The organism is Candidatus Nanopelagicales bacterium (assembly GCA_037045355.1).
Classification (GTDB): Bacteria; Actinomycetota; Actinomycetes; order S36-B12.
This window is the reverse complement of sequence record JBAOHO010000012.1, coordinates 296,004-311,954: the sequence shown is the minus strand read 5'-3', so window position 1 is coordinate 311,954 and position 15,951 is coordinate 296,004. Positions and strand designations below refer to the sequence as shown.

Genomic DNA, 15,951 nt, shown 5'->3' with positions numbered 1-15,951 from the left:
ACCCGGGATGCCGAGTCGTGGGACTCCGGTCAGCCCTGTTGGACGACGGGTCGCAGTCCCGCACTGCGCGCCACCGCGTCCGCGTCGCCGCAACTGGTCAGCCAGTTGGCCAGCAGTCGGTGGCCGTGCTCGGTCATGACGGATTCCGGGTGGAACTGCACCCCCTCGACCGGGTACTCCCGGTGCCGAATACCCATGATCACTCCCGAGTCCTGGGTGTGTGCGGACACCTCGAGTTCGCTCGGAACCGTCGCCGGGTCGACCGCCAGCGAGTGGTAGCGGGTGGCCGTGAACGGTGACGGAATCCCGGTGAACACTCCGCGACCGTCATGGACCACCAGGGACGTTTTGCCGTGCAGCAGTTCAGGAGCGCGATCCACGACGGCACCGTAGACCTCGGCGATCGCCTGGTGCCCCAGACACACGCCGAAGACGGGCACAGTTGGGCCGAAGCGGCGCACGATGTCGGGGCAGACCCCGGAATCAGCTGGTGTGCCCGGACCGGGGCTGAGCAGCACGCCGTCGTAGTCCGGCACCGCGTCCAGCGGAACTTCGTCGTTGCGGAGCACGGTGACGTCGGCACCCAACTGCTGCAGGTACTGCGCGAGGTTGAACACGAACGAGTCGTAGTTGTCGACGACGAGGACGGACAGGCTCATGAAATCTCCATCCTGGGGCTCGCAGGTGGCGTCCGGGGCAGGTGCACTGGTGCGGATCCTCGGTGATGCGGCGTGAGATCACCAGAGTAGACAGCGGTCTCGTGGAAGTCATTGGCCCCGTGGGGCATCATGGGGTCAGTCCAGCGAAAGGAACGCCGTGCCGGAGTCGCGCCGCCGCAAGAAGCAGGCCTACACGCCGCCGCCTAAGAAGGCCGGCGAATCGGCTCCCAGCCGCATTCCGGTGAAGGTCGACGGTGCTCGTTGGGTGGCGCCCGTGATGGTCGCACTTTTTGTGATCGGGCTGCTGTGGATCGTGACGTGGTACATCGCGCCGGAGAATCCGGTGATGGGTCCGTTGGCAGGCTGGAACGTGGCGATCGGCTTCGTCTTCATCGCCGCTGGGTTCTTCCTGTCCACCAAGTGGCAGTAGGAGTTCCCACCGGTTGGGAGGGATCTCCGCCAGAGAGTGGGCCCGCGTCATCCCCACAGTTATCCACAGTCTGCTCGGATCCTCATGACGCAGCGTGCTCGTGTGGTTTCGGTGCGCAAGTACGAGTTACCCGTTTGTGGCCAACTACCCCGCCAGGGACCACAAAACGTAAGCGTTGTCACGCAAATAGTGGTTGCCATAGGGCGCAGGTCACACCAGTTTCCACAGGTTTCCACAACCGGGACATTCCGGGTGATCCCCCGAACTACAACCGTGTAAGTTTTCCCCACTGGGGACAAGGCTGTGGATAACTCGCCGCTCGGTGGCTCGGTGCGCGGCTACACACTCGTTCTCATCGGGGTCACCTGTTTCTCCCTGAACGCCGCGGTCTCGCGCCTCATCCTGGACACCGGGGTCTCCGCGTGGACGTTGTCCCAATTCCGCGCCCTGGGGGCGACCGTGCTGCTCGCGGTCATCCTGTTGGTGGCCGGACGCTCCTTCCGCCTTCCGGCTCACCACCGCACGCGAATCGTCGTGTACGGGATCCTGGGGCTGGCCTTGGTCCAGGCGCTGTACTTCGAGGCCATCGCGCGCATCCCGATCGGGTTGGCGCTGCTCATCGAGTTCCTCGGACCGGTGTGGGTCGCATTGTGGGCCCGCTTCGTGCAGCGGCAGTTCGTCAGCAACCTACTGTGGCCCGCGCTGGCCTTGACCGTGATCGGTCTGGCACTGGTCGCCGGGGCCGGCTTGTCGGGACTCGACCCCTGGGGAGTGGCCGCGGCTTTCGGAGCGGGACTGTCGTTCGCCGTGTACTTCGTGGTGGGTGAGGAACTGGTCGCGGACACGAATCCGTTCGTCGTCAGCTTCTGGGGATTCGCTATCGCGGCGGTCGTGTGGTTGCTCGCCACGCCGCTGATTCCGACCCTGATCCCGGTGTGGGAGGTCGACTACAGCAGTCCGATCACACTGCCCATCAGCGGCCTCATGGTCCCAGCGATCCTGCTCTTCGCGTGGCTGGTGTCACTGGGCACTGTCGTTCCGTTCGCAGCCGAGACCTCGGCCATGCGGTGGGTCCCCGCCACCACAGTCAGCGTCCTGGCCACGGCCGAACCGATCGCCGCGGGTGCGGTGGCCTGGTGGTTGTTCGGCGAAACGGCCGCCGCGGTGCAACTCGTGGGCGCGCTACTGGTGATCGCCGGGATCGTCCTGGCGCTGCTCAGTCGGTCCGGCCATCGCCTGCCCGCTGTTGTCGATTAGCAGGGCTACCTCACCGTTGATCTGGGCGGTTCGCAGCAGCATCATCGTCACCAGAATCGCGCACACCGCGAGAACCCCGAGGCTCTGCCACAGCACGCGGCCATCCTTCGGCGCGTAGGCCATGACGGCAGCCACGACGGCTCCGACGACGGCTCCTCCGAGGTGCGCCCGCCAGTCGATACCGGGGGCGACGAAGCCGATCACCACGTTGATCACCAACAAGATGACGATCTGAGTGACGTCGGCGCGCATCGACCGACCCGCCACGATCAGTGCCGCCATGAGCCCGAAGATCGCGCCACTCGCACCGACGGAGACGGTGGCGAACGGCCCGAATGTGTACGACACGACGCTGCCGCCCAGAGCGGACAGCAGGAACAAGATGAGGTACCGGATGTGGCCGAACACCGACTCCAGTTGCGGTCCGATCACCCACAGGACGTACATGTTGAACGCGATGTGCAGAAACCCACCGTGCAGGAACGCGGCGGTCAGCAAGCGCCACCATTCCCCGCCGACCGACACCGCGGCCGGGGACATTCCAAAACCGGTGATCACCCCGTCCAGGCCCGCCACGAGTTCAAGGACGAACGCGACCAGATTGATGCCGATCAGCACCTGTGTGACCGTGGCCCGGCGGATCGGCGTTCCACCCATCGGGGTGATGGGCGAGCGTGACCGGGCGGCTGCCTGCGCCACACACTCCGGGCAATGAAATCCCACTGACGCGTCCACCATGCAGTCCGGACAGATCGGACGGTGGCAGCGAGCACAGGTGATGTAGGTCTCGCGGTCGGGATGCCGGTAGCAGACCGGCGCAGCGGCCGGAACCGCCGGCGTCGGCTCGGTCAGGATTCGCTCCGCTCGATGTCGATGCCGGTGATGACGACATCGGTCACGGGGCGATCCTGGGCACCCGTGGGAACCGATTCGATGGCGTCCACGACGTCCTGGCCTTCGATCACGGCGCCGAAGATGGTGTGCTTGCGGTCGAGCCACGGGGTCGCGGCGGTGGTGATGAAGAACTGCGATCCGTTGGTGTTCGGTCCGGCGTTGGCCATGGCCAACAGATAGGGCTTGTCGAACTGAAGCTCCGGATGGAACTCGTCGGCGAAGCGGTAGCCAGGCCCACCGGTTCCCCGCCCGACGGGGTCGCCGCCTTGGATCATGAACTGCGGGATCACGCGATGGAAGATCACCCCGTTGTACAACGGGTCAGTGGTCTTCTTGCCCGTGCCCGGATGGGTCCATTCGATCTCGCCGGTCGCCAGGCCCACGAAGTTGCGGACTGTCTTCGGGGCATGGTTGTCGAACAGTTCGACCTTGATGTCGCCCTTGGTGGTGTGCAGAGTCGCGTAGGTGGTCACAGCGTGATCCTGCCATGGGACGCACGACAGCGCCCTACCGGGTGGAGGCGAAGGGACTTGAACCCTCAACCCCCGCCTTGCAAAGGCGGTGCTCTGCCAGTTGAGCTACGCCCCCGGAGCCGTCAGGACGACGAATCGCCCGCGGCACCCTTGGCAGCGTCTTTGACCTGATCTCCGGCGTCCTTCGCCGCGTCCTTGGCGGCATCCTTGACCGCCTCGGCCTTCTCGGCGGCGGGCTTGTCCGGAGCCTTCGCAGTCGCCGGCTTGGGCGCTGGGGCGGCTTCCTTCTCGGGTGCCGGAGAGTCGAAGACGGGCTGGTAGGCACTCGTCAGGTCGGGGGCGTTGGTGGCTTCACTCCACAGATCGTCCTCGGCGCGAGACGCCATGCGCTGGCGATACACCAGGTAGCCGACGCCTGCGACGGCACCGATCAACAGGACTTTCTTGAAAGCGCTCATGCGCCTATCCCTTCGTCGGGCGCTGGGCGGAACGGCCGCCAGCGTGGGCCTAGATGGACTTGAACCATCGACCTCTTCCTTATCAGGGAAGCGCTCTAACCAGGCTGAGCTATAGGCCCGCGAACACCCGAAAGGTTATCTGACGCGTCGAGTCGAGTGAAATCCGCCCGGGTGGATCAGGAGTCGTCGGTGAGGGTGACCTGTAGACCACCGGTGATGCCGACGGCCAGGTTGTACAGGAAGGCGAACAGGGTCGCCAGCGCGGTGAGCAGGATGACCTCGAGCACGGACAACAGCGCCGAGATGCCCACGACCCGCGAGAACGAGAAAAGGCTGGAGGCATCGATGCTGTTGGCCCCGCCGCCGGCGATGTCGGTGATCGTGCGGGTGATGGCATCGAGCGTGCCGCTCAACGACAGCATGCTCCACAGCACGGTGACGGCCACGATGATCACGATGGCGATCGCGATCGACAGCATGAACGCGTTCTTCATGACCGACCACGGGTCGATGTGCGTGACGAACAGGTGCGCGTGGCGGGCGCGCGCCTTGGGAGCAGGTGCATCAGCTCGCGACATGCGCGCCTCCTGGGCCTGGTTGACTGCGGACGGTGGTGGAGTGGGGACTGCCCGTTGATTCGGGTCGACCGCCGGGATCACCCGGGTATCGGCGGTCGGGACCACCCGAGGGGCGGCCACGGTCCGACCGGGACCTGGTGGGTTCGTCATGCGGCCTCCTCTTGGCCCTCACGGGGGTCATGAGAGTTCCTCATGTCCGCCGGTGAGACTACCGGCACCGTCTGGTTCATCGGGTGCGTCGGGTGACTCCGCGGCCGAGCCGGAATCAGTGTCCGGAACCACCGTGTCGTCGCTGTCGTCTTCTTCTCGTTCCGCCGCGCGGGCGACGGCAACAACCGATTGTCCCTCACCGAGACCCATGAGTGAGACACCCATGGTGTCTCGGCTTGTGGTGCGGATCTCATCGACAGGGCATCGGATGACCACGCCACTGTCCGCGATGGCGAGAATCTCGTCTCCGGACTCGCAGATCAGCGCACCCACGAGGGCACCCCGTTCGCTGACCAGGCGCATCGCCCGGACGCCCTTGATGTTGCGGCCCTTGCGGGCCCATTCGGACACCGGAGTGCGCTTGCCGTAGCCGCCGTCGGTCACCGTGACGAGGTACTCGTCGCCGTGCGCGACCTGCATGGCGAGCAGGTTGTCACCGGGCGCGAGCCGGATTCCACCGACCCCACTGGTGGCCCGCCCCATCGGACGCAGGGTGGCGTCGTCGGCCCGGAACCGCACGGACATGCCCTTACGGGACACCAGCATCAGATCGTCGTCGGATGTGATCGAATTCCGCAGAGATCAACTCGTCGCCGTCCACGAGATTGATGGCGACAATGCCGCCCGTGCGAGCCGAGTCGTACTCCCCCAGGGCCGTCTTCTTGACCCTGCCCTCGCGGGTGGCCAGCACCAGGTAGGGGGCGTCGGCGTAGGTGCGCAGCGCGACGACCTGCGCGATGGCCTCGTCCGGCTGGAATGCCAGCAGGTTCGCCACGTGCTGGCCTTTGGCATCACGTCCGGCTTCGGGCAGTTGATAGGCCTTGGCTCGGTAGACCCGCCCCTTGGTGGTGAAGAAGAGGATCCAGTGGTGCGTGGTCGTGACGAACAGGTGTTGCACGACGTCGTCGGCCCGCAGGAGGGCACCCTTGACGCCCTTGCCGCCGCGGCGTTGGGAGCGGTAGAGGTCCAGTGGCGTGCGCTTGGCGTATCCGGAGCGGGTGATGGTGACCACGACGTCCGTCTCGGCGATGAAGTCCTCGTCGGCCATGTCGCCTTCCCAGGCGGCGAACTGGGTCCGGCGGGTGTCGCCGTACTTGTCGACGATCTCGCGCAGCTCGTCGGCGATGATCTGCCGCTGGCGTTCGGGGCGTTCGAGGATGTCGGTGAGGTCGGCGATCTTGACCATGAGTTCCTGGTACTCGTCCAGGATCTTCTGTCGTTCCAGTGCAGCCAGCCGCCGCAACTGCATGTCCAGGATCGCGGTGGCCTGGATCTCATCGATGTCGAGCAGTTCCATCAGCCCGGTACGGGCATCGTCGACGGTCGGTGAGCGCCGGATCAGGGCGACGACCTCGTCGATCGCGTCGAGTGCTTTGAGGTAGCCGCGCAGGATGTGGGCGCGTTCCTCGGCCTTGCGCAGCCGGTAGCGAGTGCGGCGTTGGATGACCTCGATCTGATGGGTGATCCAGAACTTGATGAACCGATCGAGGGTGAGCGTGCGGGGGACGCCGTCGACCAGGGCCAACATGTTCGCACCGAAGGTGTCCTGCAGTTGCGTGTGCTTGTAGAGGTTGTTCAGAACGACCTGGGCGACAGCGTCCTTCTTGAGTTCGACGACCAGCCGCATGCCGGTGCGCGACGACGAATCGTCGCGGACGTCGTTGATGCCGGCGAGTTTGCCGTCGCGCACCAACTCGGCGATCTTCGACAAAAGGTTGTCGGGGTTGACTTGGTAGGGAAGTTCCGTGACGATCAGCAGTTGCCGTCCCCGGTTGTCTTCCTCGACCTCGACGACGGCGCGCATGACGATGGACCCGCGGCCGGTGCGGTAGGCCTCCTCGATGCCGCGGCGCCCGGTGATCAGACCGCCCGTGGGGAAGTCCGGGCCCTTGATGCGGGCGATCAGTGCTGCGAGGAGTTCCTCGCGTTCCGCTTCCGGGTGCTCCAGCGCCCACAGTGCACCGTCGGCCACTTCGCGCAGGTTGTGCGGCGGGATGTTGGTGGCCATTCCGACCGCGATCCCGGCACTGCCGTTGACCAGCAGGTTGGGGAAGCGCGCGGGCAGGACGACCGGTTCTTGAGTCTTGCCGTCGTAGTTGGGAACGAAGTCGACGGTCTCTTCGTCGATGTCGCGGACCATCTCCATGGCCAGCGGCGCCATCTTGCACTCGGTGTAACGCATGGCGGCCGCGGGGTCGTTGCCCGGGGAGCCGAAGTTGCCCTGCCCGATGACGAGTGGGTAGCGCAGGCTCCAGGGCTGCGCGAGGCGGACCAAGGTGTCGTAGATGGCGTTGTCGCCGTGCGGGTGGTAGTTGCCCATGACGTCGCCGACGACGCGCGCGCACTTCGATGTGGCGCGGTCGGGTCGGTAGCCGCCGTCGTACATGGCGTAGATGACCCGGCGGTGGACCGGCTTGAGCCCGTCCCGGACGTCCGGCAGCGCGCGGGACACGATGACTGACATCGCGTAGTCCATGTAGGACCGCTGCATCTCGGTGTTCAGGTCGACGACGTCGATCCGCCCGCCCGGGGCGGCGTCGGGCTCGGTCGTGGGGATGTCGTCGTCAGGCATTGTTGGTCCTCACAGGTCGCGGTCAGATGTCCAGGAACCGGACATCGCGGGCGTTGCGCTGGATGAAGCTGCGGCGGGCCTCGACGTCGTCGCCCATGAGTTCTTCGAAGATCTCGTTGGCGCGGTAGGCGTCGTCGACGGTGATCTGCAACATGATCCGCCGGGAGGGATCCATGGTGGTCTCCCACAGTTCGCTGGCGTTCATCTCGCCGAGGCCCTTGTAGCGCTGGACCTCCTCGCCCTTCTTCATGCGCCGACCCTCGGCCCGACCGGCTGCGATGAGCGCGTCTCGTTCACGGTCCGAATACGCGAACTCGACGGGGCCGCTGGTCCACTCGATCTTGTACAGGGGGGGCTGCGCGAGGTAGATGAAGCCGTCCTCGACCAGGGGCCTCATGTAGCGATAGAGGAACGTGAGGAGCAGTGTGCGGATGTGCTGGCCGTCGACGTCGGCATCGGCCATCAGCACCAGTTTGTGGTAGCGCAACTTGTCGCGGTCGAACTCTTCGCCGACCCCGGTGCCCAGCGCGGAGATGATCGCTTGGACCTCGTTGTTGCCTAGCGCCCGGTCGGGCGTGGACTTCTCGACGTTGAGGATCTTCCCGCGGATGGGGAGGATGGCCTGGGTCTTGGGGTCGCGGCCGCTGCGTGCGCTGCCACCGGCCGAGTCGCCCTCGACGATGAACAGTTCGTTGCGTTCGGGATCGCGCCCGGAGCAGTCGATGAGCTTGCCCGGCAGCCCCGCCCCACCGAGGAGTCCCTTGCGGTTGCGCGCCAGATCACGCGCCTTGCGGGCCGCGAGCCGCACCGCAGCGGCGTCGACGGACTTTCGGGCGATCGACTTGCCCTCGGTCGGGTTGGCTTCGAGCCAGGCGCCGAGGTGGTCGTTGACGACTCTCTGCACGAAGGTCTTGGCCTCGGTGTTGCCGAGCTTGCCCTTGGTCTGGCCTTCGAACTGCGGTTCGGCGAGCTTGACCGACACGATGGCGGTGAGGCCCTCGCGGATGTCGTCGCCGGACAGGTTCGGTTGTTTGTCCTTGAGGATCCCCCACTCACGCGCGAACTTGTTCATCAGCGTGGTGAGTGCGGAGCGGAAACCCTCTTCGTGCGTGCCACCGCCAACCGTGTTGATGGTGTTGGCGAAGGTGTAGACCGACTCGCTGAAGCCCTGGTTCCACTGCAACGCGATCTCGACGGCCATGTGCTGGTCGTCGGTTTCGGCCTCGAAGTGGATGACGGTCGGGTTGGCCGCGCCCTTGGTGGCGTTCAGATGCACCACGAAGTCGGCGATGCCGCCGGCGTAGTGGTAGACGACGTCGTGGAGAGCCTCGACTTCGTCCTCGTCGTCGAGTTCGGGGTCAGGGGCCGCATGCTCACGCTCGTCGTGCAGGGCGATGGTGAGGCCCTTGTTGAGGAAGGCCATCTCCTGGAAGCGACGAGACAGGGTTTCGAAGTCGTAGCGGGTGGTCTCGAAGACGTCGGGGTCGGCCCAGAACGTGATGCTTGTCCCGGTCTCCGCGGTCGGCTCGCCCTTTACAAGATCCGCCGCGGGAACTCCCACGTCGAAACTCTGCTGCCAATGGGAGCCGTCGCGGCGAACCTCGACATCGAGTCTGGTCGACAAGGCGTTGACCACCGAGACACCGACTCCGTGCAGGCCGCCGGAGACCGAGTAGCCCCCGCCTCCGAACTTGCCGCCCGCGTGGAGGACGGTCAGGACCACCTCGACCGCGGGGCGGCCTTCGCTCTCCTGGATGTCCACCGGGATGCCCCGGCCGTTGTCGACCACGCGGACCCCGCCATCGGCGAGAAGGGTGACGTCGATGCGGTCGCAGTAGCCGGCCATGGCCTCGTCGACGGCGTTGTCGACGACTTCGTAGACCAGGTGGTGCAGCCCCCGCTCACCGGTGGAGCCGATGTACATGCCGGGCCGTTTGCGGACGGCTTCCAGACCTTCGAGGACAGTGATCGCACTGGCGTCGTAGGACACAGGCTGATCTCCTTCGGGTGGGAACACCCCAGATCGGAGTGCGGCAGACCCACAGTTTACCGTGTTTGCTGACCGACCCCTGCACGCGACGGGCCGAGAAGGGCGATTTCCGGGGATCGACCCCCGTCCTTGATCCCCCCCACACAGGAAGGGCCCGCCATCGTAAGAGGCGCGATCTTCCGATCAGTCGGTCGATCCGATCTTTGGACCGGTCAGTCGATCTTTGGATCAGGCCGAGGATCTTTGGATCAATCAGACGAATCGCGGGATCAGGTGGACGATCGTGAGATCAGGTGGACGAATCGCGGGATCAGGTGGAATTGAGGCGCGGGCTGCGTCGACCGGTGCGCACCCGCCACCCCCCCGTGGTGGTCCGTCCGGGTCCTCGCACGATCACGTTCGTCACGACACCGGCGCCCAGCTCCTCATCGATGCGTTGTTGGATCTTGGGCACGAGGTACTTCAGCTGCACCGCCCACTCGGCCGCGTCGGCCACGATGATCAGCTCGCCACCGCGGGGCCCCGGGGTAAAACCTTGCACGGACACGTGGTCGGCCACCTGGGGACCCACGATCGCCTGCCATCGATCGGCCAGGCCCGCGACGGCGATCTCGTGACCGTAGCCGTTACCGCGGACCCACGTGTCGACGCAGCGACCCAGCAGTTGCGGGTCCCGATCGTCGGGGACCGCGGAACTCAACGTCGGACTGACAACCGGCCGGTACCGCTCCTTGGCTCGGTTCGATGTCGCCATCCGGACCCGAGCCAGAGCGGCCAGCGCGGGGTCGGTACTCATGGCCGCCAGAATACGCGTCCGGTCCGACTGCTCGTCAGCTGCGACCATGTCTCGTCTCGCTCTCGTCGCACCCTCGTCTGGCTGCCCGTCTCGCTCCCCGTCGCGCTCTCTTGGCGTCTACTCGCGGCCTCGTCGCGCTTCCCGTCGCCGCGCTCGCATCGCGCCGCCCGTCGCGCTGCTCGTACCTTGCCGCGTACGGCGTGATTGAGGCACCCGGTGGCGGGATTCGGGCCGGACGTGCCGAGCTCGACCCTGACCTCATGCCTCCTCGGCGGTGCAGCGCGACCAGGGGCCCGGGCTACCCATCGAGTCCACCAAGCGCACCGATTTCCCCGAGTTCCCTGAGCGCACCGAGTTCGCCGCTGGAATGACGTGAACCCGCCAACCGAGGACGAAATCCAGCCGTATTTGGCGGGAGAGAGGGCTGTGGTGGGACAGCGGGATGGCGGGAAGCGGGATCGCGGGATGACGGGAATGAGGCGGGGTCCGGTGTACTACGGCATTGAGAGTTGGGACAGTCCGCTGTCCTTGCTGACAGTGATGATCTGGGCGTTCAACCGGGCCGGGACATCGGCCGGCACGGCCGCGGTGACGAGGACCTGTTCGGCATCAGCAACTGCGTCGAGCAGGCGGTCACGGCGCTTCTCGTCGAGTTCGGCGAAGACATCGTCGAGGACCAGCACGGGAGGGTCGTCCGCAATGCGGTGCAGCACGTGAAACGACGCCAGTTGCAGCGCCAGCGCCAGCGACCACGCCTCACCGTGACTGGCGTAGCCCCGGGCCGCGTGGCCGTTCAGGGACAGCGCCATGTCGTCACGGTGGGGGCCGACCAGCGTGACTCCCCGGCGCACCTCGTCGCGGTGTCGCACCGCAAGTTCCTGTTGCAGGTCGGCGGCCAACACGTCCTTGGAGTCCCACCGGCGGGATTCGGCCACCGACGACTCGTACTCGACCTCGACCTGGTCGGCAGCCGGACTGATCCGGCGATACGAATCCGCCACGACGTCAGCGAGTTGCCGCACCGCGTTGATGCGGCCCCACGTCAGTTCGGCCGCGATCGGCACGTAACGGTCGTCCCAAGCCGTCAGTACCGCCTCCGCCTCGGAGCCGGGCGCGGAGGCGAGGCTGCGCAGGGCGGCGTTGCGCTGCTTGAGCACCCGCTCGAAGTCGGCGCGTACGGCGATGTAGCGGGGAGCGACCTGGACCATGACGGAGTCGAGGAAGCGGCGGCGATCGGCAGGATCGCCTTTGACCAGGCGCAGATGCTCAGGGGCGAACAGTGAACAGCGAACCGTCCCTACGACATCGCGGTTGCGGGTGACGGGTTGGCCGTTGATCTGGACCCGATTCGACTTTCCCGGATTCAGTTGCAGTTCGACCGTGGTCTCCCGGTCCCCCACGACGACGGTCATCCGGATGACGGCCCGCTCAGCGCCGGAGCGCACCAAAGCCGCATCGCCGTGAACCCGGTGACTGTCCAGCGCAGCGCAGTAGGCGATCGCCTCGACGATGTTGGTCTTCCCTTGACCGTTGGGGCCCAACAGGACGACCGCACCGGGATCGAGGGCCAGGTCGATCTCGTCATATGAGCGGAAATCAACCAGGTGCAGGCGCTTGACCCACATCGGGTCAGCTACTCAGGCGCACCGGCATCAGCAGGTACTTGTAATCAGCGGCGTCGCCCCCGGGGCTCAGTACGGCGGGCTTGGCGGCCGTGGTGAACGACAGCGTCGTCTCCGCGTCGCCGATGGCCCCCAGGCCATCCAGCAGGTAGTCGGGGTTGAAGGCGATCTCGAGGCTGTCTCCGTCCATGGAACACTCCAAGGACTCCATGGCCTGGGCGTCATCGAACGCGCCTGCGCTCAACATGACCTCACCGTCGCTGAAGTTCAGTTTGATGGGAGTGGTCCGCTCCGCAGCGACGAGTTTGACCCGCTTGACGGCCTCGGCCAACGCGGCAGTGTCGACGCGTGCGAGGGTGTGCGACTCGGTGGGGAGCAACTGCTCATAGCGGGGGAAGTCCCCGCCGAGCAGTCTTGTGACAAGTTCGCGCCCGTCGACCCCGAAGCCGATTCGGCCGTCGTCACCTTCGCCAAGAGCGATCTGTACCGAATCGGAGTGTCCGAGGGAACGAGCGAGGTCGGCCAGTTGCCGGCCCTTCACCAGTGCGAAATGGTCGGATCCGCCGCCGCTGGGCTGCCAGGGGATGTCGCGGACAGCCAGTCGGTAGCGATCGGTGGCGGCGAGCCGCATGGTGTCGGAGGACAACTCGACCCGGATCCCGGTGAGGACTGGAAGGGTGTCGTCGCGACTGGAGGCGATGGCCACCTGTCCCACAGCTTCCGCGAAGTCAGCTGCGGCGACTTGTCCCGCGTGGGGAGGGAGTTCAGGAAGTTGCGGATAGTCCTCGACTGGCAAGGTGGGGAGTCCGAATGACGAGCGACCACAGCGAACCGTGACGCGGCTGCCCTCCAGACCAAGTTCCACGGGTTGGGCCGGCAGCGCCTTCGCGATCTCGGAGAGCAGCCGGCCGTTGACGATGGCGACACCTGGTTCGTCGATGACAGCGGCAACATCGGCTTTGGCGGAAACTTCCAGATCGAACGCCGACAGCTGGACCCGGTCACCTTCGCCGCTGAGGCGGACCCCGGTCAACACCGGGCTGGTAGGACGAGTCGGCAGCGTGCGAGCCGCCCATGCGACTGCTTCTGCGAGATCCTCCTGCTCGACGCGGATCTTCATTGGCCCTCCCGGACATCAGTGGCTAATCCTGACATACGCATCGGTGCGCAGGGACCATCTGCGCTGGTCGGTGGATGGCCCGTTGCAGCCCCTTCCACCAAGTCGCTTGAACAGAAGACCGGAGCTTGTCCACACACACCAAGATGGTTCTTCACTGGATGAATGGAGAGGAGTAGTCGTCATCGTAGGTACTGGGGACAGTGTGGATATCCCGGTGTTGCAGCGGGGGCCCGGCGCGCCGTGATCCGCAGGGGGTGTGGGTGAGTCGGGTGTATCTGTTGATGACCGGGGACGAACGGTCAGACGACTTGTGGTTGTCCCGCACGATCCGGAATGACAATCATGTCGATCCCCCGGCGGTGCACATCCGTTGCACAGTTCCTTGAACGATCAAATGACGGGCCCCCGAACGTATCAACATGAAGTGGGCCCCGAGCGTTCAAATGACGGGCCCCCGAACGATGGAACGAAGGGCGACAGCAGTAAGGATTTCTTGGAGCCGTGAGCATTGGGAATCACCGGTAGAGGTCTTCGATCCGGCGGTCCCACGAGCGGACGATCGCGGTTTCAGCCGCCGCTGCCAAGGCCCCGGCCGCTGCGGCGGCGATGATGGCGGCGGACACGGCGGGGACGTTCATGGCCCCTGTCTAACCGATGGGCGTAACAGCCAAACATCCGGCGTGTAAACACTCTGCAAGGGCCAAGCGACACCTTGACAGCCCACCGAGAGGGACAGAAGGACCTCGTCGAGAGGACAGCAGAACCTCGCCGAGACACGCAGAAGAGCGGTCGAGACAGGAGAAGAGCGGTCGAGACAGGAGAAGAGCTCAGTGAGCGAGGACGCCGTCGAGAAGAGCGGCCCGCCGGCAGCGCCGGACCGGCTCGCGGGACGGTCAGAAGCTGCGGTTGGCCCGGGCCTCGGACTTGATGCGCTGGGTCAGGTCGGCGACCTGGTTGTACAGACTGCGCCGCTGGGCGATCTCCTTGCGGATCTTGCGTTCGGCGTGCATGACCGTGGTGTGGTCCCGACCCCCGAACTCCTGGCCGACCTTGGGGAATGACAGATCGGTCAACTCCCGACACAGGTACATGGCCACCTGCCGGGCGACCACAAGATTCCGGCTGCGCGAGGGCCCACACAGGTCCTCGATGGTGAATCCGTAGTACTGGGCGGCCTCGGACATGATCAGCCCGGCGGAGATCTCAGGGCGGGACTGATCGGTGATCAAGTCCTTCAGCACGTCCTGGGCAAGATCGAGGTCGACCGGGGAGTTGTTGAGACTGGCGAACGCCGTGACCCGGATCAGGGAGCCCTCGAGTTCGCGGATGTTGCTGGAGATCCGGTCGGCGATGTACTCGAGCACGTTGTCGGCGACGTTCATGCCCTCCTGGTTGGTCTTCTTGCGCAGGATCGCGATCCGGGTTTCGAGGTCCGGGGGCTGAACGTCGGTGATCAAGCCCCACTCGAATCGCGACCGCATCCGGTCTTCGAAGTCGGGCAGCTGCCGCGGGTGGATGTCGCACGTGACCACGATCTGCTTGCTGTTGTTGTGCAGCGTGTTGAACGTGTGGAAGAACTCCTCCTGCGTCTGGACCTTGCCCGACAGGAACTGGATGTCATCGACGAGGAGGAGGTCGACGTCGCGGTACCGGCGCTGGAACACGGCGGCCTTGTCGTCGCGGATCGAGTTGATGAACTCGTTGGTGAACTCTTCGCTGGACACGTAACGCACGCGGGTCCCGGAGTACATCTCACGCGTGTAGTGGCCGATCGCATGCAGCAGGTGGGTCTTACCCAGCCCACTCTCCCCGTAGATCACCAGTGGGTTGTAGGCGCGGGCGGGCTGTTCGGCGGCTGCCACGGCAGCGGCGTGGGCGAATCGGTTGCTCGAACCGATGACGAAAGTGTCGAACGTGTAGCGCGGGTTCAGCCGGCTTTCTTCGAGGCGAGGGGTTCCGGGGCCGCCGCTGCCGGGGCGAACCGGCTCGATGACGGTGCGCTCGGCGGGTTGGTTGATGGGGCCGCCGGTCAGTGAGACCCGGGGGGTCTCGGGGATCGTGGTGACACCGGTGCGTGCCGGAGCGGTCTCGGTGGCTGCGGCGTAAGTGGCATCAGCGACGACGTCGGTAGTGGCTTCGTCGGGTCCGGGCGCTAGATCCGGATCGACCGTCAGCGCCAGTTGGACTCGTTGGCCCATGTGGCGCCCGAGACTGTCGGACAACGGCCCACGGTGCCGGGTCTCGACCGCGTCACGGGTGAAGTCGTTCGGAACCGCCACGACGACGGTGTGGCCGACGACCCCTACCGGGCAGGTGAGCGCCAGGATCGCTCGTTGATGTGGAGTGACATCCGGACCTGTGATCTCGGTCAGTACCTCCGGCCAGATCGCGTTCAGATCCGTCATGCCCATTCATAGCCCCTCGCGATATCCGGCCGGCGAATAACGATTCACAACAGTATTCACAGGCTGTGGATAGAGTCGCCGCAGCACCCGCCCCCAACGGCGTGACGCTGCGAAGATTTCCCCTCCAGTGCGGTGTGACCTTAGTCGCAGCAGCCCCGGTCGCGTCAAGGCAGATCCCCATTTTTTCCTGGAACTGGGGGACCGCTTCGGCGTGTCCCGTTCACCAGTGACCGGAATCGCCCTATCTTTCCCGGACACCATTGCCCGAGGGGCCCAGGTGTCGGGAGTTCGGCCCACATTCCGTGGGTGCATCGCTGCTGAAACGGGGCTTCGATGCCGTTCAGGAGCGGCCTCGGGTTCGGTGTCGCGACGAGCTCGGGCCGAGCCCGGATGCACGGATCCGAGCACGTCGTGGGGTGACGGATACGCCCGCAGTTTGACCGGAATCGGGTCGGGTCCGTACCGTTGGGGCGTCGCCGGGCGCAGG

Annotated in this window: 15 protein-coding genes and 2 tRNA genes; 2 read left to right on the top strand and 15 right to left on the bottom strand. The window is 65.6% G+C overall.

Features of this window, described 5'->3' with window-relative positions; all coding sequences use genetic code 11:
- Positions 1–29 precede the first annotated feature (29 nt).
- Positions 30–659 (bottom strand): aminodeoxychorismate/anthranilate synthase component II, encoded by a 630-nt coding sequence (locus V9E98_06255; GenBank protein ID MEI2716583.1) that lies wholly within the window; start codon positions 657–659, stop codon positions 30–32.
- A gap of 157 nt (positions 660–816) precedes the next feature.
- Here V9E98_06255 and V9E98_06250 point away from each other — a divergent pair, with 157 nt between their 5' ends.
- A complete protein-coding gene (locus tag V9E98_06250; protein MEI2716582.1) occupies positions 817–1,089 on the top strand; it encodes a cell division protein CrgA in 273 nt (90 codons plus the stop codon).
- Between the two features lie 303 nt (positions 1,090–1,392).
- Positions 1,393–2,346, top strand: coding sequence for an EamA family transporter (locus V9E98_06245; protein ID MEI2716581.1), 954 nt, complete (start codon positions 1,393–1,395; stop codon positions 2,344–2,346).
- Here the strand turns inward: V9E98_06245 and V9E98_06240 are convergent.
- The 14 genes from V9E98_06240 to dnaA all read right to left on the bottom strand — a co-directional run bounded on the left by V9E98_06240 (position 2,272) and on the right by dnaA (position 15,464).
- The gene (locus tag V9E98_06240) at positions 2,272–3,003 is read right to left on the bottom strand and encodes a rhomboid family intramembrane serine protease (GenBank protein MEI2716580.1); all 732 of its coding nucleotides are present in this window, start codon (positions 3,001–3,003) and stop codon (positions 2,272–2,274) included. The genes V9E98_06245 and V9E98_06240 overlap by 75 nt on opposite strands.
- Before the next feature lie 191 nt (positions 3,004–3,194).
- Positions 3,195–3,713, bottom strand: coding sequence for a peptidylprolyl isomerase (locus V9E98_06235; GenBank protein MEI2716579.1), 519 nt, complete (start codon positions 3,711–3,713; stop codon positions 3,195–3,197).
- Positions 3,714–3,755: 42 nt separating this feature from the next.
- Positions 3,756–3,828: transfer RNA gene (locus V9E98_06230), tRNA-Ala, on the bottom strand.
- A 7-nt stretch (positions 3,829–3,835) separates the two neighbouring features.
- On the bottom strand, positions 3,836–4,171 hold the full coding sequence (locus V9E98_06225; GenBank protein ID MEI2716578.1) for a DLW-39 family protein: 336 nt from the start codon (positions 4,169–4,171) through the stop codon (positions 3,836–3,838).
- A gap of 44 nt (positions 4,172–4,215) precedes the next feature.
- Positions 4,216–4,290: transfer RNA gene (locus tag V9E98_06220), tRNA-Ile, on the bottom strand.
- Positions 4,291–4,347: 57 nt separating this feature from the next.
- Positions 4,348–4,899, bottom strand: a complete 552-nt coding sequence (locus V9E98_06215; protein ID MEI2716577.1) for a DUF3566 domain-containing protein — start codon at positions 4,897–4,899, stop codon at positions 4,348–4,350.
- Positions 4,900–4,926: 27 nt separating this feature from the next.
- Entirely contained in the window at positions 4,927–5,505 is a 579-nt protein-coding gene (locus tag V9E98_06210; protein MEI2716576.1) for a DNA gyrase C-terminal beta-propeller domain-containing protein, read from the bottom strand.
- On the bottom strand, positions 5,489–7,531 hold the full coding sequence (gene gyrA / locus V9E98_06205) for a DNA gyrase subunit A (GenBank protein ID MEI2716575.1): 2,043 nt from the start codon (positions 7,529–7,531) through the stop codon (positions 5,489–5,491). The genes V9E98_06210 and gyrA overlap by 17 nt, the downstream gene beginning before the upstream one ends.
- A 22-nt stretch (positions 7,532–7,553) precedes the next feature.
- A complete protein-coding gene (gene gyrB / locus V9E98_06200; GenBank protein ID MEI2716574.1) occupies positions 7,554–9,521 on the bottom strand; it encodes a DNA topoisomerase (ATP-hydrolyzing) subunit B in 1,968 nt (655 codons plus the stop codon).
- A gap of 310 nt (positions 9,522–9,831) precedes the next feature.
- Complete coding sequence (locus V9E98_06195) at positions 9,832–10,317, bottom strand: DUF721 domain-containing protein (protein ID MEI2716573.1); 486 nt, start codon at positions 10,315–10,317, stop codon at positions 9,832–9,834.
- A 494-nt stretch (positions 10,318–10,811) separates the two neighbouring features.
- Positions 10,812–11,942 (bottom strand): DNA replication/repair protein RecF, encoded by a 1,131-nt coding sequence (gene recF / locus V9E98_06190; protein MEI2716572.1) that lies wholly within the window; start codon positions 11,940–11,942, stop codon positions 10,812–10,814.
- 4 nt (positions 11,943–11,946) lie between these two features.
- Positions 11,947–13,059 (bottom strand): DNA polymerase III subunit beta, encoded by a 1,113-nt coding sequence (gene dnaN, locus V9E98_06185; GenBank protein MEI2716571.1) that lies wholly within the window; start codon positions 13,057–13,059, stop codon positions 11,947–11,949.
- Positions 13,060–13,574: 515 nt separating this feature from the next.
- Positions 13,575–13,697 (bottom strand): hypothetical protein, encoded by a 123-nt coding sequence (locus V9E98_06180; protein MEI2716570.1) that lies wholly within the window; start codon positions 13,695–13,697, stop codon positions 13,575–13,577.
- Positions 13,698–13,952: 255 nt separating this feature from the next.
- Entirely contained in the window at positions 13,953–15,464 is a 1,512-nt protein-coding gene (gene dnaA, locus V9E98_06175; protein ID MEI2716569.1) for a chromosomal replication initiator protein DnaA, read from the bottom strand.
- Between the last annotated feature and the right edge of the window lie 487 nt (positions 15,465–15,951).